Source organism: Rhodococcus sp. NFXS4 (assembly GCF_058139645.1).
Window position 1 is genome coordinate 4409883 of sequence record NZ_CP192221.1, and the last position, 26608, is coordinate 4436490.

The window sequence follows — 26608 nt, forward strand, 5'->3', positions numbered from 1 at the left end:
GGTGTAGCGGTTCGTTCGTACCGTTGTCTCTAGAGGGCTTTGAGTTCCTCGATGACGGCGTTGACGGATTTCTTCGCGTCGCCGAAGAGCATCGACGTGCGGTCCGCCGTGAACAGCGGATTGTCGATGCCGGCGTACCCGGAGCTCATCGACCGCTTGAGCACGATCACCGACCGCGACTCGTCCACGTTCAGGATCGGCATCCCGTGGATCGGCGAACTCGGATCGTTGCGCGCCGCCGGGTTGGTGACGTCGTTCGCGCCGATGACGAGGGTGACATCGGTGCGGGAGAACTCCCCGTTGATGTCGTCCATCTCCTTCATCGCCTCGTACTCCACGTCCGCCTCGGCGAGCAACACGTTCATGTGACCCGGCATGCGCCCGGCCACCGGATGGATCGCGTACTTCACCTCCACGCCCTTGGACTCGAGGATCGACGCCATGTCCTTGACCGCGTGCTGGGCCTGCGCGACCGCGAGACCGTAGCCGGGCACCACGATGACCTGCGAGGCGTACGCCATCTGGATCGCCGCGTCCGCCGCCGAGGTGGACTTCACCGTGCCGCCGGCATCGTCCGGGCCACCGACCGCGGACGCGCCGCCGCCACCGAAGGACCCGAACACGATCGCCGGGATCGACCGGTTCATCGCCGTCGCCATCAGATTCGTGAGGATGGTGCCGGACGCGCCGACGATCATGCCCGCCACGATCATCGCGGTGTTGTTCAGCGCCAACCCCGCCGCCGCAGCCGACAGACCCGTCAACGCGTTCAGCAGCGAGATCACCACCGGCATATCCGCGCCGCCGATGGGGAACACCACGAACAGACCCATCAGTGCCGCCGCGACGAGCACCAGCACGATCCACCACTGCGAGGTGCCCTCACCCGGGGTGGCGCGCAGACCGATGTAGACCGACACCGCCACCGCGAGGAGCAGCAGCACGATGTTGGTGAGCTGGAAGATGCGGGCGTTCTTCACGAACGCCTTCTCGACCTTCTTGTTCAGCAGCTCCTGCAGCTTCAGGAACGCCACCAGCGAACCCCAGAACGACACCGACCCGATGACCGCCGCGAACAGTGACCCGATGACGATGTGCACCGTCGGCTCTTCACCGTGCTGGAACGCGGAGAAACCGTCGGTCTCGATGAACTCCGACCACGCGATCAATGCGACCGTGCCGCCGCCCACGCCGTTGAACAACGCCACCAGCTGCGGCATCGCCGTCATCTTCGTGCGCTTGGCCGGCGGGACACCCAGCAGGACACCGATGGCCAGACCGGCGGCGATGAGGATCCAGTTGATCGCCGCCGTGTCGCGGACCTCGATCAGAGTTGCCACCACGGCGATACCCATACCGACAGCGGCGATCCAGTTGCCGCGCACCGCCGTCTTCGGGCCGGTCAGACCCATCAGGCCGTAGATGAACATCGCGAACGCGACGATGTAGAGGATGTTGACGAGATTGTTCATCAGGAATCAGCACCCTTCTCGCCGGTTGCCGTCTCCACAGCAGCGGGCGCCTTCTTGCCCTTGAACATGCCGAGCATGCGGTCGGTGACCAGGAACCCACCGACGACGTTGAGCGTGCCGAAGATCAACGCGACGAACGCGATGATCCGCACGCCCCACGGCGCGTCCTCCGGCAACCTGCCCAAGACGATGAGGGCGCCGAGCACGACGATGCCGTGGATGGCGTTGGTGCCCGACATCAGCGGCGTGTGCAGCGTGTTCGGCACCTTGGAGATGACGGCGAAACCGACGAACCCGGCCAGGACCAGGATCGCGATGTTCGCGAGCAGGGACGTGTACATCAGTAACCTTCCCTCCAGGAGCCGGGTTCGTCGATCGAGTCATCGACGAAGAGGTCGACGTAGTGGTAGTAGCTGCCGTTGCCGGGTGGCGCCATCATGCGATCGATGATCGTGGTCAGGGGAACCACCAGCAGATCGTGCAGCAGGTGACCGATCACGATCTCACCTTCGATGTGGCTGCGGCGCGGGTGACGCAGGACTTCGCGAGGACCTCGTCGGTGAAATCGGGGGCGAGGGCACCGGCATCGTCGAGCATCAACTCGATCAGCGCCGAGATGTTCTTGGAATAGAGCTCACTCGCGTGCTCGGGCATCGTCGCCGGCAGATTCAGCGGCGAGGCGATGATGACGTCGTTCTTCACCACCGTGCGACCCGGCTCGGTGAGCTCGCAGTTGCCGCCAGTCTCCCCCGCCAGGTCGACGACGACACTGCCCGGCTTCATCCCGGCAGCCGCCGCAGCGGTCACCAGCTTCGGCGCCGGACGCCCCGGCACCAGAGCGGTGGTGATGACGACGTCGAACGTCGAGATCGCCTTCTCCAGCGCCGCCTGCTGCTGCGCACGCTCGTCCTCGGTGAGCTCACGGGCATACCCGCCCTCACCGGCCGCGTCGATCCCCAGATCCAGCCACTGCGCACCGACCGACCGCACCTGATCGGCCACCTCGGGACGCACGTCGTACCCGGTGGCGCGGCCACCGAGACGCTTCGCCGTCGCCAACGCCTGCAGCCCCGCCACACCCACACCGAGCACCAGCACCGTCGCCGGCTTCACCGTGCCCGCCGCGGTGGTCAGCATCGGGAAGAACCGCGTCGACTCCGACGCCGCGAGCAACACCGCCTTGTAGCCGGCGACGTTGGCCTGCGAGGACAACGCATCCATCACCTGCGCGCGGGAGATACGCGGAATCGCCTCGACGGCGAAAGCCTGCACGCCCGCAGCGGTCAACTCCGGAATGATCGTGTCCGCGTTGCGCGGCGCGAGGAAGCCGACGAGCGTCGACCCGCGACGCAGCTTGCGCACCTCCGCCGACGACGGCGGCGCCACCTTCGCCACGATGTCCGCGGCATACGGGTCACCGATGCTCGCGCCCGCATCGACGTACAGCTGATCGGGGATCAGAGCGCCGAGCCCGGCACCTGCCTCCACCACCACGCGTACGCCCTTGGCCGTGAGTGCGGAGACGACCCTCGGAACGAGCGCCACCCGGCGCTCCCCCTCGTTCGTCTCGCGCACGACGCCGACGAGCGGCCCTGCTTCTCGAGAATTTTCCACCGGATGTTCGACTTTCTGTGTTCGCGTTCTGGAAGGAAGTGACGCGGCTGCGGCATTCGCGCTGTCTCGTGACGTCATCGGTCGCGGTGAGGTGTTGCGCTTCGCGGACGTGTGCCTTTCCGAAAGCACCGCCTCGTAAGTCGTCCGAAGCAGTCGTGCCGGGACTACCCGATCGACCTGAGACCGTCTTTCACCGCCAAGAAAGTCTGCGCATCAGAGTATTTCGACGTTTTCCACGCGGGGATCGTTCAGGTCGTGCGGGCACATCTCGGACGGCCGGACCGAAACATGAATGCTCGACCGTCGCGTCGGGTCGATCGCTCATGAGTGTGTCCCGGCGTTGTTGTGCATCGCGAGCTTCGAGAGCGCGCACGAGGGTGACGATGATCGCGTCTTCGTAAGCCATCGGTAGGGCTCCTTCGTGGGTGGGAAGCGCAACTGGGACGCCCATACGCGCGACGACGTTGTAGCGCTACGACGTCGCGAGCACACCGCGGACGCCCGGCTCAGGAGCATCGAGTGCTGGTGAGCCGGGCGAGGTTCGGGGTCGCCGGGTCAGTTCCCGGACAGCTCGCGGAGGTAGTAGTCGATACCCTGACGGATCTCGCGCTGCGGATCCGGCGACATGTCGATCTCCGCGACCGCCCATCCGCTCCAGGCGTTCCGGTCGAGGATCTGCGTCCACCGATGCCAGTCGACGATCCCGTCTTCGGACCCCACGACGCGGAAGTACTTGATCATCTCGTCATGGCGGGCCATCGGGGGCCCGCTGAGTGTGTGTGGCGGTAGATGCAGTGCGCAGTCCTTCCAGTGCAGAACCGGGGCACGGGAGGAGTGCTTGTCGATGACAGCGAGTGGGTCACCGCCGTCGAGTGCAATGTGGCCGGCGTCGATGCACAGCTTCACCTTCGTGGGGTCGGTCCGAGCCATCAGAGCGTCGATGTCGGCTGTACGCGAAGCCAGCGAGTACGCGTCGGTGTGCACTGCGACGTGCAGGCCGGCGGCGGCGGCGACATCACCGATGCCGTCGAGCTGATCCGCGATCGCGTCGAGTAAGTCGACGTCAGCTGGCGCGTCGAACTTCTCAGCATCAGCCTCGACACCGGCGACGTCGGAGAACTCCGCCCGCGGGATCGTGCTCGTCACCAGAGTCGGGCAGCCCACTGTGCGCAGGAAGTCGGCGTGCGCCGCGGTGTCCTCGTGCAGTGCGCGCTCGGCGTCGCGCCGCGATTGTGCGTCGGGCGCATCGAGCACCGCCTTGAGCAGCACCGGCAGCACGTAGCTCGATGACATCGTCAGACCGCGGGTGTCGAGCTCCTTCTTGAACGCTGCCGCCGTTCCGTACGAGCGCAGCGCATTGACCCATCCGCCGGGGGCGGGTGCGAGCTCGATGCCACTCAGACCTGCATCGGCGGCGCCGTCGAGCATCCGATCGAAGTACGGCCTCGGGTCGGCGTCGACCTCACGCTCGAACGCGTCGTGCGGGAGGTTGGGCTCCATGCCCCAGAACGAGGATCCGAAGTAGGTGACGAGGTCCGTGCTCCACCGCAGCGTCAGGCTCATGCGGTGACCTCGTCGACCTTGACCCACTGGTGGCTGTCCGCGGAGCGCATGACCGCTTCGATGACTCGCTGTGTGCGCGTGGCGTCGGCGAAGCTCGGCGAACCGGGGCGTCCGTCGACGATGGCCCGAACGAATTTCTGCAGTTGCAGGGCGGCGTCGTCGACGTATCCCGAGCCCATGCCTCCGAGGGGGTACCAGTAGTCATCGTGGTTCTCGTTCAGCGTCACCGTACGGAAACCCTGCTGGTCGGCGGGGTCGCCGACGAGGCTGAGCTTGATTTGATCGGAATGGTTCCAATCGAATTCCACTGTGCCGCGGGTGCATTCGAGTTCGAAGAACATGCGGTTCTTGCGTCCGGACGCGTACACGGTGGCGGCGAACGAGCCGATCGCACCGTTGGTAAATTTCGTCATCCACAGCGCCGCGTCGTCGAGGTATTCACCTTCTCTGCGCTCTGCGTCAGGGAGCCAGGCGGAATCAGGGGCGGGATCTTTTGCGCCGATGATGGCGGTGACCGAGTCGATGTCGCCGACGAGGTAGGAGGCCAGGTCGATGATGTGGGAGCCGATGTCGCCGGTCACTCCGGATCCGCCGGCGCCCTTCTTCGCGCGCCACCCGCTCAGGACGCGCCCGAGTGCGCCGACGTCCTGCGTGTAGTGGGCGCGGAACTGCAGCGGATGGCCGAGGGTGCCGTCGTCGAGCATCCGCTTGACGAACGTCATGGCGGCGGCGTGCCGGTAGTTGAAGCCGACCTGACTGATGGTCGTGCTGGCTTCGGCTGCGGCCTGCATGAGTTCTGCATCGGCAAGATCGTTGCTGATGGGCTTCTCGACGAACACGTGCTTGCCGGCGGTGAGTGCTGCGATGGCGATCTCGGCGTGCGACGCCGGCGGGGTGACGATGTCGATTACATCGATGTCGTCGCGGGCGATGACCTCTCGCCAGTCAGCTGATCCTTCGTCCCAGTTGAGTCGTTTCGCCGCGGCGTCGGCTCGGTCCTGGTCTGCTTCGACCAGCACCGCCTTGCGGATGGTGGCCCCGGTGTCGGCAGTGATGGGCGCCAGTGCCCATCCGAGGCTGTGGGCATATCCCATGAATCCGCCGCCGCCGATGATGGCGACCCTGATCTCGGTCATGTCTGTCGTTCTCCTTCAGCGCACCTGCCGGTCGACGGGTCGGTGCGGAATCGAAAATGAATAGCTAGGGCTGTGACGTGGTCATACGGACGAAGCGGTGCCCGAGGCCTGTTCGGCCGCGCCTGCTGCGAATGCGGTGAGATCGGCCAAGTTCGGCATGGCCAGTGAGCACTGCGGCCGTGTGGCAACCAGCGCGCCGGCCGCGTTCGCGAGGTCGAGAGTGTCCTGGAGTGTCAGTCCGTGAAGCAGACCGTGGCACAGTGCGCCCCCGAACGCGTCTCCCGCGCCCAGACCGTTGACGACGTCGACGGGAATGGGCCGGGAGACTGCTCGTTCGGTGCGTGTGCGTGCCATGACGCCGTGGGGTCCCATCTTCACGATCGCCAGTTCGACACCTCGTTCGAGGAGTGCGTCCGCGGCGCGGTCGGGGTCGGACTCTCCGACCGCGACCCGGCACTCTTCGAGGTTTCCCACGGTGATGGTGACGTGGTCGAGTGCCTCGGACACAGCGGTGTGAGCGTGTTCTTCGTTGTCCCAGAACATCGATCGGTAATCCAGGTCGAGAACGGTGTTCGGTCGCCGACCGCGCGTGCGCCAGGCGGCGTAGTGCGCGGACCGGCTCGGTTCGCGGGACAGCCCGGTCGCCGTGGCCCAGAAGATCGGCGCTCTTTCGATGGCGTCGAGAGGGAGGTCACTCTCGACGAGGTACATGTCGGGTGCGGTGGGTTCACGGTAGATGTACAGCGGGAAGTCGTCGGGCGGGAAGACCTCGCAGAAGGTCAGGACGGACTTCATTCCGGGCACGGAAGTGATGCCGGTGTTGTCGACGCCGAGGCGTGCGATCTCGGTGCGGGCGTAGTCCCCGAAGGGATCGTCGCCGGTGCGGGTGACCAGACGCACCGAGTTTCCCAGCTGCGCCGCGGCGACTGCCACGTTGGTGGCGCTGCCGCCGATGGACTTGCTGAAGCTGCGGATGTCTGCCAGCCCGACACCGAACTGCTCGGGGTAGATGTCGATGCAGACTCGTCCGACGGCGACGACGTCGGGTACGGATGCGGCGGTGTTCGTGGTGCTCATGCGTGGCTCGCCCAGACTCGATCGGTGATCTTCTGCAGGTTCGCGGCTGCGTGAGCCCGCAGGTACTCCCCGGGCTCCGGTGACGCGGTGGCTTCGCTCCATACGGCCCGACCGGCGAGGAATCCGCTGGCGCCCCCGGTGACGGCGGCGGCTGCAGCGGCGGGGAAGTTCTCTCCGCTGACACCGGAGGACAGCACGACCCACGGGCACTGCAGCTGCTCTGTGATCGACCTGGCTGTGGCGGCGGCGAGCTCGCGGTCGAACTCGCTGGTGTAGACGACCTCCGTCTTGTACAGGTCCGGCTGGGTCACCGCCAGGTCCGAGGCCGCCATGATCAGCGCGTCGGCGAACCCCTCTGAGGTGGCTGTGTCGCCTTCTCTGGGGCGCACCACGCCTTCCAAGACACCCGGCAGGCCGATTTCTCGGCAGCGGGCCATGAAGGTGTGCGCGAGATCGATGGCTTCCGACCTGCGGGCGGGATGCCAGGGCAGGAGGAATTTCAGAGCCTTGGCGTGGAAGTGCTCGGCGGTCTCGGCGGTCACCGAGTCGTCGAGGACAGCGACGTCCACCGGGCCACCGGCCACACTGGAGGACAGGATGTCGGCGGCGAGGATGACCGGGCACCGTGAGTCGGTTGCGGCCTTCAAGCCGAAGTCCTGATCGAGCAGCACACCGCTCGCGGCATCACCGACGGCGTCGATGACGTCGGCCTTGAAGGAGATCAGGTCGGCGTCGGTGACGTCGGCGCCGCCACGTCCTGCACTGAGCATGTGGCGCAGCGATCCGCGCTGGTCGACCGCGACCATCGTGAACAGGCCGCGCGCATCTCTGAAGACGTCGATCGGAGAGGTGGGCTCGGACTCGCCGGCGACGGCGGTAGCAGGACTGGAAAGACTGTTCATCGGATGACCACCGGGTTGACGGGGGCGCCGCTGGCGCCGGAGATTTTCAAGGGGGCTGCGGTGTAGAGGAAGCTCCAGCGCCAGTCGGCGGCGCAGGCATCAGCGAGATCGTCGAGTTGGCAGAGCTCGGTGAAGGCAACTCCCAGGTTGCGCATCAGAGCGCAGTGCAGGGGAAGCTGCAGTCCGCCCGGGTAGAAGCTGAGCTCGTTGGCGATGGTGTCGGTGACGAGATTCGGGATCTCCATCTCCTGGAACCATTCGACGAGTTCGCGGCTGTAGACCAGGCCGGGCTCGTTCCAGTCGCCGTAGAACTCGTCGGCTGAGCTGCGGTAGTACGAGCCGATCCAGCCGGTCCGGATCATCAAGATGTCCCGCGGCTCGATCGTGACGTTCTGCGACGCGGCTACGCTGAGAAGGTCGTCGAGAGTGATCCGCTCGCCGCTGTCGAGTACGTCCTTGTCTCGTGCACGCGCCACGTCGATGAGGACCCCTCGTCCGACGACACCTTTCTCTGCGATCGGCAGCACCGATGCGCGTTCGAGTCTGCCGACCGTGGTGTCGGCGGAGTACCCGTTCCAGACCTGGTCGCCGTACCAGTAGTGCGCGAGCGCATCGTACTGCGACGACCCTTGGGTGAACATGTCGATTCTGTCGTCCGCCCAGTGGTGACCGTCCGACGGTTCCGGTTCCTCGCCGCGCGCGAAGTACCCCTCGTCCATCACCGGTGTGCGCACCGCCGGCTCGCGGCCCGGCCACACCGGGTCGGGATGGTTCGGATCCCCGATGGGGACCTGCAGAGTGAACACCTCGCCGGTCTTGACCGTGCTGATACCGCGCAGTGCCTGGGCGGCGTCGAGGTAGTTGAGGCTGCCGACCTCGTCGTCCGGGCCCCACTTGCCCCAGTTCTTCGGACTGTCGGGGCCGAGTAATTGTTCGATGGTGGTCGCGACGGTGTCGTCCGACATGGTGTTCTCCTTCGGTGCGTGTCGACGTCGGCAGATGAAAACCGGAACCGGTGTCCGAGCCCGCGACGGCTCGTTGGGGCTGGGCCGTCGCGGGCTGCGGCTTCGACTCAGTTCGACGACGCCGCTTGTTCGAGCAAACGCTGGATGTAGAGGGCGCGGTGAACGTCGACCTCGTGAGAGACGCCGGACTTGACGACTTCGGCGAACTCGCGTCGGATCACGTTGGGCGCCTCCGGGTCTCCGTCCTTGCCGACGAACTCACACTCGAGTTCGCCCTGCTCGGTGTAGACCTTGACGCCGGCGACGTCGGCGACGACGGGGCTGGTCAACGACAGTGCGGCCTGGCTGATCACGCCGTTCTCGTGAGTGGCGGTGAGGATGTACCAGCGCTGGGGGTCGCCCTCGCCGCGCACGGAGACGATGGGGCCGACAGCGGCGTCGAGGGTGTCGAGTACGTGCGGTCCGAGATCGAGGAGGCCGCCCTTCTCCACGCGCCACGGCGTTGCAAACGTTCCGCCCGGCAATGCCGCCTGGTTGACGTAGTAGCCGACGGCCCCGATCGGAGTCTGCGCGCGGGCTTGTTCGAGGAACGTCCTGATTCGCGGGCTGAAGCGGTTGGTGAACATGACCTGCGTGGCCACGCCGGCCTCGTCGATCGCCTGTGTCAGTTTTTCCGCCTGAGCGAGGTCTACGCCGAGGGGCTTCTCGAGCAGCATGGGCTTACCTGCTGCCGCTGCCTGCGCCGCGAGTTCCGCCTGAATGAAGGGGGGAACGGCGAACACCAACGCGTCGACCGCGTCGAGCAGGGCCTCGAACGAGGTCGCAACGGTGGAGCCGAATTCGTCGGCGATCTCCTGTGCGGCTTCGGGGCGGCGCGCCCAGACTGCCGTCAGCTCGGTCTCGCGGCCGCCGGTGATCATCGGCGCGTGGAAGATCTTCGCCCACGGTCCGGCTCCTACCAGTCCTACCTTTACTGCTGACATCTCGTGTTCTTCTTTCTGTTGCGGTGACGGGTGGTCATGAGGTGGCGACGTGCGTCGACCGTGGAGCTGCCACGCACGTCGCCGGGCCACGTCATCGTGCGGAGACGGGTGTCTCCGTGGTCGGGTCGGCGTCGGCGTTGTCGCCTTCCGCGCGCCCGAGGCAGGCGTACAGATCGGGTCGGTTGCGCTTCATGTACTGCGCGACGGCGCAGCCGGCCACGATGAAGACGACCGGAATAAGCAACAGCCACAGCCGTTCTCCGGGCGCTCCGCCGACCAGCAGGTCGAAACGGACCAGGGCGAAGACGACGACGACGAGCAGGATCGCAGCGGCGATCAGGGGAGCGACGGTCACGCGCCAGGCGGTCTCGGAGGCGGGTCGTCCGGTACGCGCGAAGTAGCGGAAGACCGCGATGCTGACCAGGGCCATGAGGGTCAGGACGCCGGCAGTTCCCAGGCCGCTGCCGGTACCGATGAGTAGGGTCTCGTCGGAGATCAGGAGCGCGCCGAGAATCAGCAGGACTCCGATGATCGCCGAGTTGACGGCGGAGGCGCGGTACGGGGACTTGTGGGTGGGATGCACGCCGGCGAGATATGTGGGCAGAGCGTGGTCGGCGCCCAGGTTCTGCAGGTATCGGGCGACGACGTTGTGGGTGGAGAGCACGGAGGCCAGCGCGGAGGTGGCGACGAGGACGAGAGTGATGTTGGCGAGGCTGCTACTGACGTAGGTGGCCATGGCGTTGTCGAACATGGTCGTTGGGGCGTCGAGTGCCAGGGTGGTGGCCTCGGGGCCGTAGGCGATGATCAGCGAGTACGCCGAGATTGCGTAGAAGCCGCCGATCAGGAAGACGGCCAGGTAGGTCGCACGGGGGATCGTCTTGCGGGGGTTGCGAACTTCGTCGCGGTAGAGCGCGGTGGCCTCGAAGCCGATGAAGTTGCCGAACGCGAAGAGCAGCGCGAGGCCCGTACCGCTGTTGAAGAAGGTCGTCGGGTCCAGCGGTGCGGCGGACAGGCCTTCCTCGCCGCCCTTGGCGAGCACGAAGACGTTGAAGATCGCGACGAGGATGATTTCGAGGACCATGACGGTGCCCAGCACCTTCGCGGACAGTTCGATCTGGAAGTGGCCCAGGGCGGTGATCAGCACCCATCCCGCCGCGGTGCAGATCCACCACGGAATCGACGGGCCGCCCAGAGCTTCGATGGCAGCGGAGATCATGGTGCCGGAGAAGGTGTAGATACCGACCGTGATCAGCATGTACGAGACGGTGGCGAGATAGGCCCCGCCGACTCCGGTGGTCTTGCCCAGGCCGAGGGTGATGTAGGCGTAGAAGGCGCCGGGCCGGCGGATGTGCCGGGTCATCGTGGTGTATCCGACGGCGAAGATGGCCAGACCCACGGTGGCGAAGACCCACGCGAGTGGCGCTGATTCGCCGACGAATCCGATCGCGAACGCGATGTAGCCGGAGACGGTGACGATGGGTGCGGAGAACGCGAGGACGCTGAGAACCAGCGATGTCGCGCCCAGATTGCCCGACAGGCGCGTCGACGATGTGGTCGACCCGGCGGTGGACGCCCCGGAAAGATTGGATGCTTCGGTCACGGTGAGATCCCTCGTAGGTGGAGTGGGAGCGAGTCTCGCAAGGTGATCTGTTGCACAGGTCACTCTGCGGTGACGGCGACGCTACCTAACGTTCGTAAGCTATGGAAGACTTTGAGCGAGATCAGTCACACGTTGTTTACAAACGACAGTGAATCACACCTCGACTTACTAACGATAGTTAGCTAGGGTAGTGTGCGTCACACTCGCCGGCTCCCTTCACGCCGGCCGCCACTCCCCCGTACTTCTCAGGAGATGCCATGTCCCTCGATCCAGGTTCGCCCGCCGGTGACCGCTCCGGGCAACCAGCGACGCCGCAGGGGACCGCCGGTCATGTGGCCATCGTCGGGTGCGGACCGTCCGGGTGCTACACAGCATTGGCACTGCGACGTGCGGCGCCCGACGTCCACATCACCATCTTCGACACCCGTCCCACGCCCTTCGGACTGCTCCGCTACGGCGTGGCGCCGGACCATCAGGGCATGAAGAACGTCAGTCGCCAGTTCGACCGACTGTTCGCATCCGACCACGTCGATTTCGTCGGCACCACGGCCATCGGAGGTGACCTCCCCCTCGAACTGCTCGAGGAACACTTCGACGTCGTCGTCCTGGCGACGGGACTGGCTACGGATCGCCCGTTGGAAGTTCCCGTCGACCCGGCAGCCCCCGTCCACGGCGCCGGCCAGCTCCTTCGATTCCTCAACGGTGACCCGGACAGCACCTTCCGGACCTCCGCTCCCCGGCCGCTGGGAAAGGAGGTCCTCATCGTGGGCACCGGAAACGTGGCCATGGACGTCGCCCGACTCCTGTGCAAAGCCGACGACGGTTTCCACAACTCGGACATCGACGACGAGGCGCGTGACACTCTCGGCACCGCAGACCTGAGACACCTGACACTGCTCTCCCGCGGGCCACGCGACCGAGTCCGGTGGGACGCCTCCATGTTCGCCGAACTGTGCGCACTCCCGGGCGTCACGGTGTACCTCGACGGTCAGCTCGACGAGCGCTCCGCCATCTCCGACACCAGCGGAGAGAACGGCCGCGACGTCCGAGTCGACGTGCGCTTCCGTGAGGTCCCGATCAGCGTGGACGCCGAGGGGCAACACTGCGTCGTCCGCACCCGCTTCAACGGTGATCTCGATGCGACGGGCGACGAGAGGGGCACATTCGTGCACCGCGCCGACACCGTGATCACCGCCATGGGATTCGTGGAGGGCGACACCCCGCGCGAATGGGCAGATCGAGACCGAGTCGTGCGGGTGGGCGGATGCGGCAGTGGATTCCTGGGCAATTTGGCCGAAAATCGCACCCTGGCAAAGGAAGCCGCTCGCGAGATCGCTGGCCGGTTGGGTCCAGACGTCGGCCGCACCGGGCTCGACGGTCTGCGACCACACCTCCCGCCCACCTCGACGACGTTCTACGACTGGACCCTGATCGACCACGCCGAAGTCGAACGCGCCCGACCCGGCCGCGTACGCCACAAGTTCACGACCTGGTCCGACATGGCCGACATCATCACCAATTCCAAGAAGTAAGCCTCCTCTCCCGCCAGCATCCGTCGGCGAGCAACGACCCACCACCGAAAGGACACCGACATGACTCTGATCCATGTCTGGTACGGCACCGAATCCGGCAACGCCGAGATGGTCGGCGACGAAATCGTCGCCACCCTCACCGGCGCCGGTATCGACACACGCCTGAGCGAACTACCCGACCTCACCGCCGCCGACGCCGCCGATGCGCAACTCGCCGTCGTCATCACCTCCACGTACGGCGAGGGTGGGCTCCCGGCCACAACCGAGCCGTTCTACGACACGCTCGCCAAGGAACGACCCGACCTGAGCGGACTCCGCGCTTCGCCGCTTTCGGTCTCGGAGACAGCAGCTACGAGAACTACAACAACGCGATCAAGACGGTGGCGAACCTGCTCACCGAACTAGGTGCGACCCAGATCGGCAGCATCGGTAGACACGACGCCACGACCGGCCTCGATCCGGTGCAGGTCGCACAGGACTGGGCGCACAACGATGCCCTCCCGATCCTGATCCCCGCCGCAGAAAGGACGCACGTTAACGCCACCGACACACACGACGACCTGTTCCCGTGGAGCAACAAGGACTTTCAGAACAATCCGCACCCGTGGTACGACAAAGCTCGACTGATGGGGCCCGTTCACCAGACGGACGAGCGCACCTTCGTCATCCTCGGCTACGACGAGGCGATGAAGTTCGTCAAGGAACCCAACATGAGCATCCGGGAGCCCGACTGGGTCGAGGAGAACCCGTGGCTCGCGTTCGGTCACACCGTGCTCTCGCTGGACCCGCCGGAGCACACCCGCGCCCGTCGACTCTTCTCACGCTGGTTCACCCCGAAGCTGATCAAGCAATGGGTCGAAGCGACTCGCACGTCGATGAACGAAATCCTGTCGACCTACGAGCCCGGCCAGACCATCGACGCGCACTACGACCTCGGCGTCCTTCCGACCCACACGACCATGGCCCAGGTTCTGGGCTTCCCCGACGGCGAGGTCGAACCGCTGTTTTGGGCGCTCTGGAACGCGATGCTCATCCAGGCGACCGACCCGGCCCCCGGAACTCGGGAGAAGTCCATCGAGAACCTCGATTACATGTTCGACACCACCGCCAAGCTGCTCAAGGACAAGGAGGCCAACCCCGGCACCGGTTTGGCCGACGAGCTCCTGGCGGCGAGCAAGCGCGGGGAGATCACCGAACGCGAAGTGCTCGAGAACATGGTGTTGTTCTACATGTCCGGCGCGCCGAACCCCGCATACCTCGTCGGAGCCGGATTCGAGATCTTCGCCGAGCGCCCCGATGTGCTGAAGGACTACCGCGACAAGCCGGAGGTCCGCGAGCGCATCGTCAACGAGATCGCGCGCCTCAACCCGGTCGAGCTGCTCCTGACCCGCTTCCCGACCGAAGACGTCGAGATCGCCGGCACGGTCATCCCCGCCGGGTCGATGGTGAAGTTCCCGATCGGTGCGGTCAATCGCGACCCGGCTGTCTTCGAGAACCCGCACGAGTTCGACTACACACGTCCCCTGGAGACCAGCCGGAATCTGACGTTCGGACTGGGAACTCACAGCTGCGCCGGACAGCTGATCGCGCGCGCGGAGATCGACGTCATCTTCACCATGACCGCGGAGCGGTTCAGCAGCGTCACGCTGACCGACACCCCGACGCGCGTGATCACCGACCGTCTCGTCGCCTACGACAAGATGCCCATCACCCTGAGCTGACCCCACACACCCTTCGGTGGTGGGTACGCACAACGTGCGCCCACCACCGAAGTTTCCAGGCGCGACAGCTCGTTTCGACCGCACCACGTCTCCCACGCCTCGGCACCACCTCGAAGGATGGTCATGCCCCACTCCGTCACCGACACCACAACACCCGCGTCGCACCCCACGGCGAGCGACACGTCCGGCCGGACCGACGCGCTGCACTCGGTACCCACCGGCCTCTACATCGACGGAGCGTGGCGCGAGTCCTCCGACGCCTCCACCATCGCAGTGGAGAACCCGGCCACCGGCCGGACGCTGCTGGACATCGCCTCCGCGACACCTACGGACGGCGCGGCGGCCCTGGATGCGGCGGTAGCCGCCGCGGACGACTGGGCACGCACATCACCGCGTCACCGGGGAGAGATCCTCCGCAGAGCCTTCGATCTGTTGACCGAACGCGCAGAGCACTTCGCCACCCTCATCACCCTCGAGATGGGCAAACCACTCGCCCAGGCACGCGGCGAAGTGGCCTACGGTGCGGAGTTCTTTCGCTGGTACTCCGAGGAATCGGTCCGCATCGACGGCCGCTGGTCGACCTCGCCCGACGGACACTCGCGCCTGATGACCATGCGCCAGCCCGTCGGACCCACACTGATGATCACCCCGTGGAACTTCCCGCTCGCGATGGGCACCCGCAAGATCGGCCCGGCCATCGCGGCCGGCTGCACCATGGTGATCAAACCGGCATCGCAGACTCCTCTGACGATGCTCGCGTTGGCTGAGCTGATGGCAGAGGTCGGCGTTCCCGCCGGCGTCCTGAACGTCATCCCCACCAGGACCAGCGGGGCTGTGATGACACCCCTGATCGCTGATTCGCGACTACGCAAGCTCACTTTCACCGGATCGACCCCTGTCGGCAAAGACCTCATCAGACAGTCCGCCGAGCAGGTGCTTCGCGTCTCGATGGAGCTCGGCGGTAACGCACCTTTCCTCGTTTTCGAAGACGCGGACATCGAGGCCGCAGTCGACGGCGCGATGCTCGCAAAGATGCGGAACATGGGTGAGGCGTGCACCGCCGCCAACCGCTTCCTCGTGCACCAGTCGGTCGCCGACGACTTCGCGGCCCTGCTCGCACAGAAGATGACCGCGGAACGACTCGGCGCCGGTATCGACGACGGAGTGACCGTGGGGCCGTTGATCGACGACAAGCAGCGCAGAAAAGTGGCGGAACTCGTCACCGATGCTGTCGACCGGGGTGCCGATCTCACCGTCGGCGGCGAGCGAATCGACGGTCCCGGCTACTTCTACACACCGACCGTCCTCACCAACGTGCAGCCCGGCAGCGCGGTGCTCCGGGAGGAGATCTTCGGGCCGGTGGCGCCGATCGCGACCTTCACCGACGACGACGACGCCATCGCACGTGCGAACGACACCGAATACGGTCTGGCCGCATACGCCTTCACCGCAAGCACGGCGCGCACCATCAAGGTCGCCGAATCGCTCGATTTCGGCATGATCGGCATCAACCAGGGCATCATCTCGAATGCCGCCGCACCGTTCGGCGGCATGAAACACTCCGGCTTCGGGCGTGAGGGCGGACCGGAGGGCATCGCCGAGTACGTCGAGACCAAGTACATCGGCATCAACCCCCTCGACGCCACCGTCCGCATCTCTCACACCGATGCCCGATGAGATGACGCCCCCCGCCGTGGCCGCACCTGAGCACTTTCCGTATCGGACTGCGACTACCATGACCACCGTGACCGGACAGGGGGCATCGACGATCGACTCGACGATGTCGCCTGTCCCTGCCACCGACTCGTTCCGCCAACAGGCGCTCACAGAGTTCGCACGACAATTCGACACCGCTCACCGTGACGACATGTCCCCGGCGAAACGTCGGGTCGTCGAAGCTTTTCTCAAACTCTGCGTGATCCACGGTATGGCGTCGGTCAGCATGCGCACCTTGGCGAAAGAACTCGAGATCAAAGCCCCCAGCATCTACACGCACTTCCCCGGTGGGCGAGACGAGATCATCACGGAGTCCCTGAGGTGGCACTTCCATCAGTTCTGCGGAGCCCTCGTCGACGCCGTCGTTCGTGCACCGGACGCCCCGTCGTTCTGGGATGCGATGGTCCGGCTGCATTTCACCCGCCAGGTACGCCTGCCCGAAAGCAACCTGTGGGATCTCATCGTCGCCACCGACCGCACGGCGCACATCCTCCCGACGGAATTGAGCGAGAAGGTCACGCACTGGGTGGATCTGTACGAATCGCTCTACGTCGCCGCTGCTCGTGACATGGGCATCGAGAACAGCGAACGCCGCGTCAAGATCGTCAATACTCTGCTCGAAGGCGCCACCCGCTGGTTCGGCACCGATGGCACGGACGACGAGGTTCGCCAGGGCGCCGACCAAGCCGTGTTGATGTCCCGCGACATTCTGGCGCTCCCCATCACCTGACAGCCGGCTCGAACCTACGCACCCGAAACGCTCGGCATCGCGAGGTCAACCCATATCATCGAGTAGCTAACTTCTGTTAGTTAGCCACCCATCGAGCGAACCACCACACCAGGAGCAACTGTGATCACTGTCAAACGAGCTTTCGACCACGTCGGACTGGCGGTCCCCAACCTCGAGGAAGCCGTCGCGTTCTTCGTCGACGCCCTCGGATTCGACGTCGTCATCGAGGCCGGCCCGTACAACGACTTCGGATACATCTGGCCCGGAGAGACCGCACCCGAAGCAGGAACACTGCGGCAAGCGAATCTGGTGCTGGGCGACTCCTTCAACCTCGAGCTGCTCGAATACACCAACCGCCAAGTTCGAATCCCCGACGCCGCACCCCGTCCTGCTGATCCCGGCGGATGGCACCTCTGCCTGCACGTCGACGACATCGAGACCGCAGGAGCCGAGCTGACCGCACGCGACGACACCGACGCGATCTCCGAGGTCATCCGTGAGGAAGACGACATGGACGGCCTCAGGTGGGCCTACTTCCGCACCACCTGGGGTCTTGTTCTCGAACTGATCCAGTGGCAGCCCGGCATGCCGTACGAGCGAAAGACGCCCCACCGCATGGCACTCCCCCGATTCGCCTGACACCTCGCGACCACCTTCGGGAAAGGTCGCATCCTCACCTAGGACCGTTGATCACATGAGCACTACCACGACAACAGCCGACAGACGATTGCTGCACGCACGAGTGGCAGTCTTCGGCGTCTTCGTCGCCTTCGGATTGGTCCTGGGCACCTGGGCCACTCACCTGCCGTCCGTGAAGGCGACCATCGACGCCTCGACGTCGAGCATGGGCATCATCCTGCTCATCCTCGGCGTGGGCGCATTGGCGGGCATGCAGGCCAGCGGATACGCGGTCGACAGGTGGGGAAGCGGCCGTGTCGCACTGGCCGGCGCGGCAGCCATGGCACTGGCCTTGCTGCCGCCTCTGCTGATGACGACGTGGTCCGCGGTCGCAGGCGCGGCCTTGATACTCGGTATTGCTGTGGGCATCGGCGAAGTAGGCATGAACGCCGCTGCGGTCGAGGTCGAGCGCGACTACGAGCGACCCATCATGGCGTCCTTCCACGGGATGTTCTCCGTCGGGAACGTGCTCGGCGCACTCTTCGGCGCGGCGGCTTTCGCGGTGGGGATCGGCACCACCGCAACAGCTCTGACCGTCTCTGCCCTTGCCTTGATCATGGCCGCCGCGGCCGCACCCACACTGCTCCGAAGAACGACAACTGCCTCCGCCACGACCGGACCGAAGGACGCGGGTGACCCGGGGTCCCCGACCGTACCGCGGCAACGAGTCCGCCTCGTCCTGCTGGGGACACTCGCGTTTCTCCTCTTGCTGACCGAGGGATCGGCCATGGACTGGAGCAGCCTCCACGCCCAGGAACACCTCGCCGGCTCACCGAGCTCCGGCGCACTGGCTCTGGCGTGCTTCGTGTCAGCGATGACGGTCGGCAGATTCACCGTCGACCGAGTGGCGGCGCGCACCGGCCCGGTGCGCGTCCTGCGTCTCGGGTCCGTGCTCGCGATCACCGGACTCGCGATCGTGGTGCTCTCGCCGATGCTGGCTGTGACCTGCGTGGGTTGGGTGATTCTCGGACTGGGGTTGTCGGGTTGTGTTCCTCAGGTCTTCACCGCCACCGGGAACACTCCGGGTGCGTCCGCCAAGGAACTCTCTCGTGTGGTGGGCGCCGGATATCTCGCGGTGCTCGCCGGCCCCGCCATCGTCGGCTGGCTCGCTGACATCGTGGGCCTGAACACCGCGTTCGTGCTCCCGATCATCGCCATGGTGGTCTGCGTCTGCGCAGCCAATGTTCTGGCTCCACCCGCCGACGCGACCACATAGACCGCGCGCCGCTCTGCCACCGAGGAGTTATCGTGTCCACCCGCATCGCACTCGAACGTCTCGACCTACGACACCGAATCACCACGACCGCCGAACTGCGCAAGGCCATGCCGCGCGGCGCTGTCGACGTCGACAGCGTTCTGGACCAGGTCCGGCCGGTAGTCGCCGCGGTGCGTGACCGCGGCGTCCCCGCAGCGCTCGAAATGTGTGCACGCTTCGACGGAGTACGTCCGGACCGCGTGCGGGTCCCGCAGGACGCGTTGGTGCAGGCGCTCGACACGCTTCCTGCCGACGTGCGCGACGCTCTCGAAGTAGCGATCGATCGCACCCGCCGAGTTCACGCTGATCAGCTCCCTACAGACAGCACCACCAAGGTCGCGCCGGGAGGAACCGTCACCGAACGGTGGGTACCGGTCCAGCGCGTCGGGCTGTACGTCCCCGGCGGCAGAGCCGTGTACCCGTCGTCGGTGGTGATGAACGTCGTACCCGCCCAGATCGCCGGCGTCAGATCGATCGTGGTGGCCTCACCCCCTCAAGCGGAGTTCGATGGTCTCCCCCACCCGACGATCCTCGCCGCGGCGCACCTGCTCGGTGTCGACGAAGTCTGGGCGGTCGGCGGCGCTCAAGGTGTCGCCCTACTCGCCTACGGCGGAACAGACACCGACGACGACGAATTGGCACCGGTGGATCTGATCACCGGCCCGGGAAACATCTACGTCACCGCGGCCAAGAGGTTGTGCCGCGGGCACGTGGGAATCGACGCAGAAGCCGGACCCACCGAGATCCTGGTACTCGCCGATGCGACGGCCGACCCCGTACACGTCGCGGCCGACCTCATCAGCCAAGCAGAACACGACACCATGGCAGCGAGTGTTCTGGTGACTGATGCAGTCGAACTCGCCGACGCGGTCGACGAGGCTGTGAATCGGCAACTGGCGCATACCAGGCACCGCGACCGAGTCACCAGCGCGTTGAGCGGCCGGCAGTCCGGAATCGTCCTCGTCGACGATGTCGACCACGGCCTCGTCGTGGTCGACACCTACGCCCCCGAGCATCTCTCGGTTCAGACCGAGAACGCACGAGAGGTCGCGGGACGCGTGTGCAATGCCGGGGCCATCTTTGTCGGTGCCTGGTCACCGGTGAGCCTGGGTGATTACTGCGCAGGGTCGAATCACGTACTCCCGACAGCAGCGTGCGCGCGGCACTCGTCGGGCTTGAATGTTCAGTCGTTCCTTCGAGGCATTCACGTCGTCGACTACTCCGAGCAAGCCCTGAGCGATGTGGCCAGACACGTCATCGCACTGGCCGACGCCGAGGACCTTCCAGCGCACGGAGACGCCGTTCGGATTCGTTTCGGCGCTCTCGACGATGCGGAGAATACGATCGCAGCCGGGTGAGCAGTGCCAACGAGGCGTAGTCGGCACCGATCACTTGCTGCGCCCCTGAGGGATTGAGGTGCGGCCGTCAACGGGACCGTAGCGCCGATATACCGGCTCCGCACTGATAGCGCGTGCGGTGAGACAACCCGCTCCGGCACCAACTGAGGTGCCGAATACTGCTGCCGGACACCACAAGGGTGTCCGGCAGCAGCAAAATGGAACCGTCCGAGTAAGAGTGGCCGCGACGCGCCGTTCAGGTCCTGCGCTGTCCCAGTCGGTCCAGCACGTTGAGGGTGATCCGCCGGGCTTCCTGGCATGCAGGGTTCACCGGCCGCGGCGACGTGTAGATCTCGGTGTAGTCCTCGAGGTCGATCAGCGTGTGAGCCCAGTCGGTGACCGGGGCGTTGAAGATCTGACCGGGACCCCTTCTGGCGTGCACGACGGTGACCATTCCTCCTGCGGAGGCGACGATGTCTCGCCCCTGAACTCCGACCGGCACCGAGTCGAGGTCCTGTGCGGTGATCTCCCAGTCACTGCAGTCCGCGTAGGCGACGATGGTGGTGTCAGCTGCTATCTCCGGATGCATCGGCACCGGCGTCGCGTCGTCCACCCATCGAACATCGAGACCGTCGCACTCGAAACCGACAATCTTCTGGGCTTCGCCGAAGACCGCACCCTTCCCCAAGTCGGTGCCCTCGAAGGCCCAGTGATCTGGAACAGTCACCGTGAACCCCTTGCGAGGCCGCGCTGGGCCGTAATAGTTCTCCCACCACCAGGCCGCCCCCACCGTGGGTACGCGTGCACCGTCCGCGTCGGTGGCGAATGCGCGCATCTCAGTGCCGATGGTGCTGATCGGAGAGCGGTTGACCGGGTCGGTCCAGAACTCGACAGTCACACCACTGTTGTCGTGATCGGGATTCTCTTCCGGCGCCCGGTACAGCGGATCGAGCGGTTCGCCTCCCGACAGATGCGAGGACCGCTTGTAGCACTCGTAGCTGGTGAGGTCGTCGGCGTAGCGGATCTGCCAGAAGCACAGGTTCCCGCCGAAATATGCGGCATTGCCCCCACCTGCCAGAAACGCGTCCACAGCATCCCGTTGCCGGCCCGACCAGTACTCGTCGTGACCGACGGTCAGCAGCAGGTCGTAGTCGTGCAGGTCGATTGCACCGGAGTGGATGTCGATCCCCGTGCAGTAGTCGATGTCGATCTTCTCCTGCCGCAGAAACTCCACGAACGGGACGGTGTACTGAAATGCGATCGGCGGAAACGTGTGGATGCGGCTGCGACCGGACAAGCCGATTCCCGGCCGCTGGAAGGACACGATCGGCGTCCTTAGTTCGTAACTGTCCTCACCGTAGATGTCACCGACGTCGCCGAGGTACAGGTTCTGGTCGTTCCACAGGTGATAGGCATTCCAGGTCGCGACGCCCAGCTGCAGGAGGATCCGGTGTTTCGGTGTCCCTGCTCTGACCACGAAGAGTGCGCAACACCCACCGGGGCCACCGGCGGCTCGCGGATTGGCCGAGCGCATCGAAAACGTTGCTGCTGCATGCGGTTCCGTGGTCAGGCGCGCCATATACAGGCCCGATTGCCAATCGTCAGGCACGGACGAGAGGACCTCCTGGGCGGGCCATCCGCATCCGTTCGCGTCGGCTCCGCCGACCGTGGGAGGGCCCGGCTGGGTGGCGGAATAGCGAACGGGATCGACGGAAGTTCGGTGGCACCACTCGACCTCCGGGTAGAACGTGGTGCCCTGATTGCCGACGATGCGGTAGATGTCGAGGTACCACTCGTCGAGGCCGCGCACTGCGGCGTGAACAGTCAGCGGGTCGCCCGGCGCGACACTCATGGAGTCGAAATAGCACGCCGCGCGTTCGTAGTCGTCGGTGTCTGTCATTGTTGCGTTCCTCTCGGGATCGTCAGTCGGCGGCAAGGGTGGTCACACGTCCCGACATGAGGTCGAGCAGTTCGTGTTCGGACAGGTCCTCGACGGGGCCGTCGTGCACTTTCCGGCCGCGGGAGAGGACGACGACCCGATTGCAGATCTTTTTCACCGAGGCGACATCGTGGGTCACCATCAGCACCGCTGATCCTTCGCGGGCGGTGGCCTGTGCCAACCTCAGCACGTTCTCGGTCTGGGAAACTCCCAGAGCGGCGGTCGGCTCGTCGAAGCACACGAGCCGGACGTTGTCGCCGACCGCGCGTGCGATCGCGACTGCTTGCCGCTGACCGCCCGAGAGGGCATCGACCTGTGTCAGCGGGGACATCGTCCTCGTCGCGAGCCTGTCGAGTTTTGTCGCAGTGTCCGCCATGGCTGCGCGGTCGTCCCGAAACTTGAGTCCGAACCTGCGCCTGGTGGGCTCTTTCCCCAGTGTCATGTTGTGGACGATGTTGAGGTTCGGGCACAACGCCAGGTCCTGGTAGACGGTCTCGATGCCGACCCTGCGTGCGTCGGCGGGCTCGGTGAACTCGACGGGTCGGCCGACCAGGACGAGAGAGCCGGTGGTCGGCTTCACAGCGCCGGAGATGACCTTGGTCAGGGTGCTCTTTCCGGCTCCGTTGTCGCCGAGCAGTGCGACGATCTCCCCGCTGCGCAGTGTCATCGACATGGGTTCGAGCGCCTGCATCGCCCCGTATGTCTTGGACACATTCTTGACTTCGAACACCACGTCGCCGGCCGAGCCGGTGTCCGGGGTCAGCGGACCCGAGTCGGGTGCCAGCGTTTGAGCGGTGTCGGACGGAGCGGCCGCTCCGGTCGGGCCGCGGGCAGCATTGCGCGCGCGTCGAGCGGCGCTGGCCTGATCTGCGGCCAAGGCGAGCAGCAGGATCGAGCCCTTTGCGACTTCCTGCCACCAGTACTGCAGACCTTCGAACACGAGCCCGGCGTTGAGGACTCCGATGGTGAGAACGCCGACGACGATGCCGATCGGTCTGCCGGCGCCGCCGTCGAACGCGACACCTCCCAGGATGACAGCGGTGAGCACGTCGAATGAGAAGTTGGCGCCGAGTGCGGGCGATGCACTGCCGAGCTGTGCCGTGGTGAGCACAGCAGCGAGTCCGATGAGCAGTCCGTTGGCGGCGTACACCAAAAGAACTGTTCGGCCGACTCGGACTCCGGAACGCTGCGCGGCCAGCTTGTCGCCGCCGACAGCGTAGAGACGCATCCCGCCGACCGTGCTTGTCAGATACACCCCGATCACGATGACGGTGATCACGGCGACGACGGTCGGGATCGGGATGGAGGCGAGGCTTCCGCGCCCGACAGCGAGGAAGTCGTCACCGAATCCGAAGATCGATCGGCTGTCGACGATGAACGCTGCACCTCCGTAGACCGACATCAGTCCGATCGTCACGATGAGCGGGCTGATCTTAAGAACGCGAACGAGTGCCCCGTTGGCGAGACCCAGACAGCCGCCCACCAGCAGTCCCGCCGCGACAGCTGCGAGCATCCCGGCGTGTACGGCCACCAGTGCGACGATCATCGACACCAGTGCGTACATCCCGCCGATTGACAGATCGATATGACCGCTGATCAGCAACATGGCCGATCCCATGGCAGCGATCGCGATGCTGGTGACGTTCAGCAGCGTTGTCTGTGCGTTGTCCATACTGAGGAACGAATCGTGCCGAATACTGAACAGCAGCACGAGAAGTGCCGCGACGATCAGCAGTCCCAATCTCCGCGTGTTCGGTCCCGGTGACACTGTTCTAGCGGACAGCGCGCCGTTGGCCAAAGGTGATCTCACGACGATCCTTCCTCTCTCACTGCTCGGTGCACGTGGTCGGAGTCCATGTGTCGGAGAACCACTGGTCTCGGGTGGCGTAGGAGATCGTTCCCTGGAATGTGAGGTACTTGGACAGGCGTGCCGGATCTTCGTACGTGCCCTTGAGGTCACTCATGTCCCGTTCGAACTCTTCGACTGCCCCTGGGGTGTCGAGTACGAGTGGCACGATGCACATTCCTTGCGGGATGGCGCGGCCGTCGACCCAGTCGGCGGCGTGCCGGGCCATCGAGTACGCCATGATGGCCGGCGAGGTACTGACGACCGCGCGGTAGGCGGTGTTCGTCGCGACGTCGGTCCTGGCTTCCTTGGATGCATTCGTGCCACCGATGAAGGTCTTCTCCAGATCGCGTCCGCTGGCCTGCATCGCTGCCAGGGCGCCGAGGCCGAAGTAGTCCTCGCCCAGGACGACGTCGATTTGTGGGTTCTTCTGCAGGAGCGTGGACATCGTCTCGTACCCGGCTTGACTGTCCTGGGTGGCGGGCTCAACGTCGGCGACGACCTCGACTCCGGGCATTTCGCTGAGAACGTCTCGAATGCCCTGGTAGCGCGGTCGTACGGACTCGACCGAGTCGATGTTGAGAATGGCGACCTTCGCTTGTCCGGCGAGTGTGTTCTCCACGAATCGTTTCGCGGACAGCGCGAGGGCCTTCCCCGTTTCGTACTGTGGGGCGTTGGCGGTCGACGTCGACGGCCCCAGGACCACGGTCTGGACGGCGATGCCCTGCTCGATGGCGGCCAGCAGCCCCGGTTCCTGCGCGGCCGGATCCAGCACGCTGGTCACGATCGATCCGACACCCGAGGTTCGGAACTGGTCGGTGATCTGGGTGTGTCGCTGTGGATCTCCGTCGCTGACGGCCGCTTGCAGCTCCATACCGGTGTCGGCTGCCCCCGCCCGGAGCCCGACGACGATATCGCTGTCGTACTCGTTCGTGGTCGTCTGCGGATTTCCGATGACACGGGGCAGATCGGTGGGCCCGCCGGACTGTGTGTCGGCGACGAACGGAGGAAGCGATGCCGGCGCCTCGAGTCCTCCTCCGTCGGAGTCCGCACCGGTTCCGGTACTGCACGACGCGACTGCGAGTACAGCTATGGACATCGACAGGGCGAAGAATGCTTTGCGCGCTCGGCGCCCGGTGACGGACTCGGGCGAACGGCGTGAAGATGTGGTCATGGCTCTCTTCTCGGTCGTGTGGTGGGACCTGGTGGCTCGAAGCCGAGCTGCATGTTGCGGTGTGGCAGAGGATGAGGCTTGGCTCGACATCGTCAGAGCACCTCGAGTCCGCGTTCTGCGGTCGCGGCGGTCAATCCCCCATCGACGGTCCATGCGGCACCGTTGACGAATGTCGCGAGATCGCTGACCAGAAACGCGATCACGTGTGCGATCTCGGTAGGAAGACCGATACGACCAGTCGGATAGATGGCAGACAGACGTGCTTCGACTTCGCTTTCGCTGTGTTGACCGATCCACGATGCGAGACCCATCTCGGTTCGAATGGACCCGGGACACACTGCGTTCACGCGTATCCGTCCGCGATACTCCAGCGCCGCGAGACGTGTCAGGTTCGCCACGGCTGCTTTCGACACCGCATAGACGCCCGTGCCGGTCTCGGCGCCGAAACTCATGATGGATCCCAGATTCACCACCGAACCCTCGTAGCCACGCGCTGCGAATTCCTGGGTGAAGAGCAGTGGCGCAAAGACGTTGACTTCGAACACTCGCCGCGTGTCTGCCTCGCTTGTGTCTGTGAATGTCCTCTGCAGTGCGATGCCGGCGTTGTTGACGAGAATCGCGTGCTCGGGTGTTGAGGCCAGCAGATCCAGCGCTCGGCCACGCACGGTCGAATCGGTCACATCACCTTCGATGAAGTCGTCGGCGTCGGTCGATGTCGGGGCGCCGAGGTCGAGGCCGACCACTGTTGCTCCCGCAGCCTTGAGTGCGGTCACCGTAGCGGCGCCGATGCCCGACGACGCACCGGTCACCAGGGCGTGTCGTCCACGGAGATCGATGGTCGGTGAATCGTGTTGTAGCGCAGTAGACATAGGTCTAGCCACCTCTCGGAGAGTTGTGTCAGGTCGGTCGGCGAATGCGCCAGTGAGTCAACGGAGAGTGCGTAGTCTCGCCGACAGTCGTTGACGGGCTTTGTTGTTGCGCAGCCGAAGCTGTCACGTCACATGGACCCTGCGATCGAGATAGTCCCGATGTCAGGGTGGGCGGCCTGAGTAGTGCGGACCATCGGCTGTGGTCTCGCACGGATACTGCTGGATCGGGCGGTTTCATCCCGGGATCAAACGCCTCAGGTTGCATCCGCAACGTTCGGCGCCCGCTGTGGCTAGTTCTCGATCGGGCAGTGCTCCGAAGTCATTCGTAACTCCAGTTCTGAGCGAACGGACGCGTGCTGAGACTGTTTCTGCGGGCACACGGCTTGTTGACCGACCCGTGGTCCAGCTCTTCTTGATCCGCTCGGTGCGCACTGAGCGGGTCGTTACCCGATGGGTTGCCGGGCAGGACAAAACGTAACACTGCGACGCAGATCATGAA

General features: G+C 65.3%; 23 protein-coding genes. 8 read left to right on the forward strand and 15 right to left on the reverse strand.

The genetic code is table 11. The features are described from left to right. Positions 1 to 29: 29 nt before the first annotated feature. The 11 genes from J4E04_RS20860 to J4E04_RS20910 form a co-directional block, all read right to left on the reverse strand. Positions 30 to 1472, reverse strand: a complete 1443-nt coding sequence (locus J4E04_RS20860) for an NAD(P)(+) transhydrogenase (Re/Si-specific) subunit beta (protein ID WP_307091923.1) — start codon at positions 1470 to 1472, stop codon at positions 30 to 32. Continuing rightward, positions 1472 to 1813 (reverse strand): NAD(P) transhydrogenase subunit alpha part 2, encoded by a 342-nt coding sequence (locus J4E04_RS20865; RefSeq protein WP_490149539.1) that lies wholly within the window; start codon positions 1811 to 1813, stop codon positions 1472 to 1474. Before J4E04_RS20865 ends, J4E04_RS20860 begins: the two co-directional genes overlap by 1 nt. Next, the gene (locus J4E04_RS20870; protein ID WP_490149540.1) at positions 1813 to 1971 is read right to left on the reverse strand and encodes a hypothetical protein; all 159 of its coding nucleotides are present in this window, start codon (positions 1969 to 1971) and stop codon (positions 1813 to 1815) included. The genes J4E04_RS20865 and J4E04_RS20870 overlap by 1 nt, the downstream gene beginning before the upstream one ends. Then, positions 1968 to 3086: an NAD(P) transhydrogenase subunit alpha gene (locus J4E04_RS20875; protein ID WP_490149541.1), complete on the reverse strand. Its 1119-nt coding sequence runs from the start codon at positions 3084 to 3086 to the stop codon at positions 1968 to 1970. The genes J4E04_RS20870 and J4E04_RS20875 overlap by 4 nt, the downstream gene beginning before the upstream one ends. A gap of 555 nt (positions 3087 to 3641) precedes the next feature. Then, positions 3642 to 4649 carry a sugar phosphate isomerase/epimerase family protein gene (locus tag J4E04_RS20880; RefSeq protein WP_490149542.1) on the reverse strand — a complete coding sequence of 336 codons (1008 nt, stop codon included), beginning with the start codon at positions 4647 to 4649 and terminating at the stop codon, positions 3642 to 3644. After that, positions 4646 to 5785, reverse strand: a complete 1140-nt coding sequence (locus tag J4E04_RS20885) for a Gfo/Idh/MocA family protein (RefSeq protein ID WP_490149543.1) — start codon at positions 5783 to 5785, stop codon at positions 4646 to 4648. Before J4E04_RS20885 ends, J4E04_RS20880 begins: the two co-directional genes overlap by 4 nt. 81 nt (positions 5786 to 5866) lie before the next feature. Then, positions 5867 to 6862 (reverse strand): 5-dehydro-2-deoxygluconokinase, encoded by a 996-nt coding sequence (iolC, locus tag J4E04_RS20890; protein WP_490149544.1) that lies wholly within the window; start codon positions 6860 to 6862, stop codon positions 5867 to 5869. Beyond that, positions 6859 to 7764, reverse strand: a complete 906-nt coding sequence (locus J4E04_RS20895) for a hypothetical protein (protein ID WP_490149545.1) — start codon at positions 7762 to 7764, stop codon at positions 6859 to 6861. The genes iolC and J4E04_RS20895 overlap by 4 nt, the downstream gene beginning before the upstream one ends. Further along, on the reverse strand, positions 7761 to 8729 hold the full coding sequence (locus J4E04_RS20900) for a cyclase family protein (protein ID WP_490149546.1): 969 nt from the start codon (positions 8727 to 8729) through the stop codon (positions 7761 to 7763). Before J4E04_RS20900 ends, J4E04_RS20895 begins: the two co-directional genes overlap by 4 nt. 107 nt (positions 8730 to 8836) lie before the next feature. Further along, the gene (locus J4E04_RS20905) at positions 8837 to 9712 is read right to left on the reverse strand and encodes a Gfo/Idh/MocA family protein (protein ID WP_490149547.1); all 876 of its coding nucleotides are present in this window, start codon (positions 9710 to 9712) and stop codon (positions 8837 to 8839) included. Between the two features lie 91 nt (positions 9713 to 9803). Further along, positions 9804 to 11312 (reverse strand): APC family permease, encoded by a 1509-nt coding sequence (locus J4E04_RS20910; RefSeq protein WP_490149548.1) that lies wholly within the window; start codon positions 11310 to 11312, stop codon positions 9804 to 9806. A gap of 257 nt (positions 11313 to 11569) precedes the next feature. Between J4E04_RS20910 and J4E04_RS20915 the strand changes: the two genes are divergently transcribed. The 8 genes from J4E04_RS20915 (at position 11570) to hisD (ending at position 20302) form a co-directional block, all read left to right on the forward strand. After that, entirely contained in the window at positions 11570 to 12844 is a 1275-nt protein-coding gene (locus J4E04_RS20915) for an FAD-dependent oxidoreductase (protein ID WP_490149549.1), read from the forward strand. A 60-nt stretch (positions 12845 to 12904) separates the two neighbouring features. Continuing rightward, on the forward strand, positions 12905 to 13249 hold the full coding sequence (locus J4E04_RS20920; RefSeq protein ID WP_490149550.1) for a flavodoxin domain-containing protein: 345 nt from the start codon (positions 12905 to 12907) through the stop codon (positions 13247 to 13249). Beyond that, positions 13216 to 14565 (forward strand): cytochrome P450, encoded by a 1350-nt coding sequence (locus J4E04_RS20925; RefSeq protein ID WP_490150587.1) that lies wholly within the window; start codon positions 13216 to 13218, stop codon positions 14563 to 14565. The genes J4E04_RS20920 and J4E04_RS20925 overlap by 34 nt, the downstream gene beginning before the upstream one ends. 123 nt (positions 14566 to 14688) lie before the next feature. Beyond that, positions 14689 to 16242 (forward strand): NAD-dependent succinate-semialdehyde dehydrogenase, encoded by a 1554-nt coding sequence (locus J4E04_RS20930; RefSeq protein ID WP_490149551.1) that lies wholly within the window; start codon positions 14689 to 14691, stop codon positions 16240 to 16242. A gap of 16 nt (positions 16243 to 16258) precedes the next feature. Further along, a complete protein-coding gene (locus J4E04_RS20935) occupies positions 16259 to 17011 on the forward strand; it encodes a TetR/AcrR family transcriptional regulator (protein ID WP_490149552.1) in 753 nt (250 codons plus the stop codon). A 120-nt stretch (positions 17012 to 17131) separates the two neighbouring features. Further along, complete coding sequence (locus tag J4E04_RS20940; protein WP_490149553.1) at positions 17132 to 17650, forward strand: VOC family protein; 519 nt, start codon at positions 17132 to 17134, stop codon at positions 17648 to 17650. Between the two features lie 55 nt (positions 17651 to 17705). Next, the gene (locus J4E04_RS20945; protein WP_490149554.1) at positions 17706 to 18905 is read left to right on the forward strand and encodes an MFS transporter; all 1200 of its coding nucleotides are present in this window, start codon (positions 17706 to 17708) and stop codon (positions 18903 to 18905) included. A gap of 107 nt (positions 18906 to 19012) precedes the next feature. Then, positions 19013 to 20302, forward strand: a complete 1290-nt coding sequence (gene hisD / locus J4E04_RS20950; RefSeq protein ID WP_490150588.1) for a histidinol dehydrogenase — start codon at positions 19013 to 19015, stop codon at positions 20300 to 20302. Positions 20303 to 20537: 235 nt separating this feature from the next. Here the strand turns inward: hisD and J4E04_RS20955 are convergent, their stop codons facing one another. The 4 genes from J4E04_RS20955 to J4E04_RS20970 form a co-directional block, all read right to left on the reverse strand. Further along, positions 20538 to 22181, reverse strand: coding sequence for a N,N-dimethylformamidase beta subunit family domain-containing protein (locus J4E04_RS20955; protein ID WP_490149555.1), 1644 nt, complete (start codon positions 22179 to 22181; stop codon positions 20538 to 20540). A gap of 22 nt (positions 22182 to 22203) precedes the next feature. After that, on the reverse strand, positions 22204 to 24030 hold the full coding sequence (locus J4E04_RS20960) for an ABC transporter permease subunit (RefSeq protein ID WP_490149556.1): 1827 nt from the start codon (positions 24028 to 24030) through the stop codon (positions 22204 to 22206). A 16-nt stretch (positions 24031 to 24046) separates the two neighbouring features. After that, on the reverse strand, positions 24047 to 25240 hold the full coding sequence (locus J4E04_RS20965; RefSeq protein ID WP_490149557.1) for a sugar ABC transporter substrate-binding protein: 1194 nt from the start codon (positions 25238 to 25240) through the stop codon (positions 24047 to 24049). A gap of 92 nt (positions 25241 to 25332) precedes the next feature. Then, positions 25333 to 26049 carry an SDR family NAD(P)-dependent oxidoreductase gene (locus J4E04_RS20970; protein WP_490149558.1) on the reverse strand — a complete coding sequence of 239 codons (717 nt, stop codon included), beginning with the start codon at positions 26047 to 26049 and terminating at the stop codon, positions 25333 to 25335. Between the last annotated feature and the right edge of the window lie 559 nt (positions 26050 to 26608).

Excerpts from the sequence above, each read along its gene's own strand:
- J4E04_RS20900 (WP_490149546.1), bottom strand. The coding sequence starts at position 8,729 with ATGTCGGACGACACCGTCGCGACCACCATCGAACAATTACTCGGCCCC.
- J4E04_RS20885 (WP_490149543.1), bottom strand. The coding sequence starts at position 5,785 with ATGACCGAGATCAGGGTCGCCATCATCGGCGGCGGCGGATTCATGGGA.
- J4E04_RS20955 (WP_490149555.1), bottom strand. The coding sequence starts at position 22,181 with ATGACAGACACCGACGACTACGAACGCGCGGCGTGCTATTTCGACTCC.
- J4E04_RS20880 (WP_490149542.1), bottom strand. The coding sequence starts at position 4,649 with ATGAGCCTGACGCTGCGGTGGAGCACGGACCTCGTCACCTACTTCGGA.
- J4E04_RS20965 (WP_490149557.1), bottom strand. The coding sequence starts at position 25,240 with ATGACCACATCTTCACGCCGTTCGCCCGAGTCCGTCACCGGGCGCCGA.
- iolC (WP_490149544.1), bottom strand. The coding sequence starts at position 6,862 with ATGAGCACCACGAACACCGCCGCATCCGTACCCGACGTCGTCGCCGTC.
- J4E04_RS20915 (WP_490149549.1), top strand. The coding sequence starts at position 11,570 with ATGTCCCTCGATCCAGGTTCGCCCGCCGGTGACCGCTCCGGGCAACCA.
- hisD (WP_490150588.1), top strand. The coding sequence starts at position 19,013 with ATGCCGCGCGGCGCTGTCGACGTCGACAGCGTTCTGGACCAGGTCCGG.
- J4E04_RS20865 (WP_490149539.1), bottom strand. The coding sequence starts at position 1,813 with ATGTACACGTCCCTGCTCGCGAACATCGCGATCCTGGTCCTGGCCGGG.
- J4E04_RS20945 (WP_490149554.1), top strand. The coding sequence starts at position 17,706 with ATGAGCACTACCACGACAACAGCCGACAGACGATTGCTGCACGCACGA.
- J4E04_RS20860 (WP_307091923.1), bottom strand. The coding sequence starts at position 1,472 with ATGAACAATCTCGTCAACATCCTCTACATCGTCGCGTTCGCGATGTTC.
- J4E04_RS20920 (WP_490149550.1), top strand. The coding sequence starts at position 12,905 with ATGACTCTGATCCATGTCTGGTACGGCACCGAATCCGGCAACGCCGAG.
- J4E04_RS20930 (WP_490149551.1), top strand. The coding sequence starts at position 14,689 with ATGCCCCACTCCGTCACCGACACCACAACACCCGCGTCGCACCCCACG.
- J4E04_RS20895 (WP_490149545.1), bottom strand. The coding sequence starts at position 7,764 with ATGAACAGTCTTTCCAGTCCTGCTACCGCCGTCGCCGGCGAGTCCGAG.
- J4E04_RS20905 (WP_490149547.1), bottom strand. The coding sequence starts at position 9,712 with ATGTCAGCAGTAAAGGTAGGACTGGTAGGAGCCGGACCGTGGGCGAAG.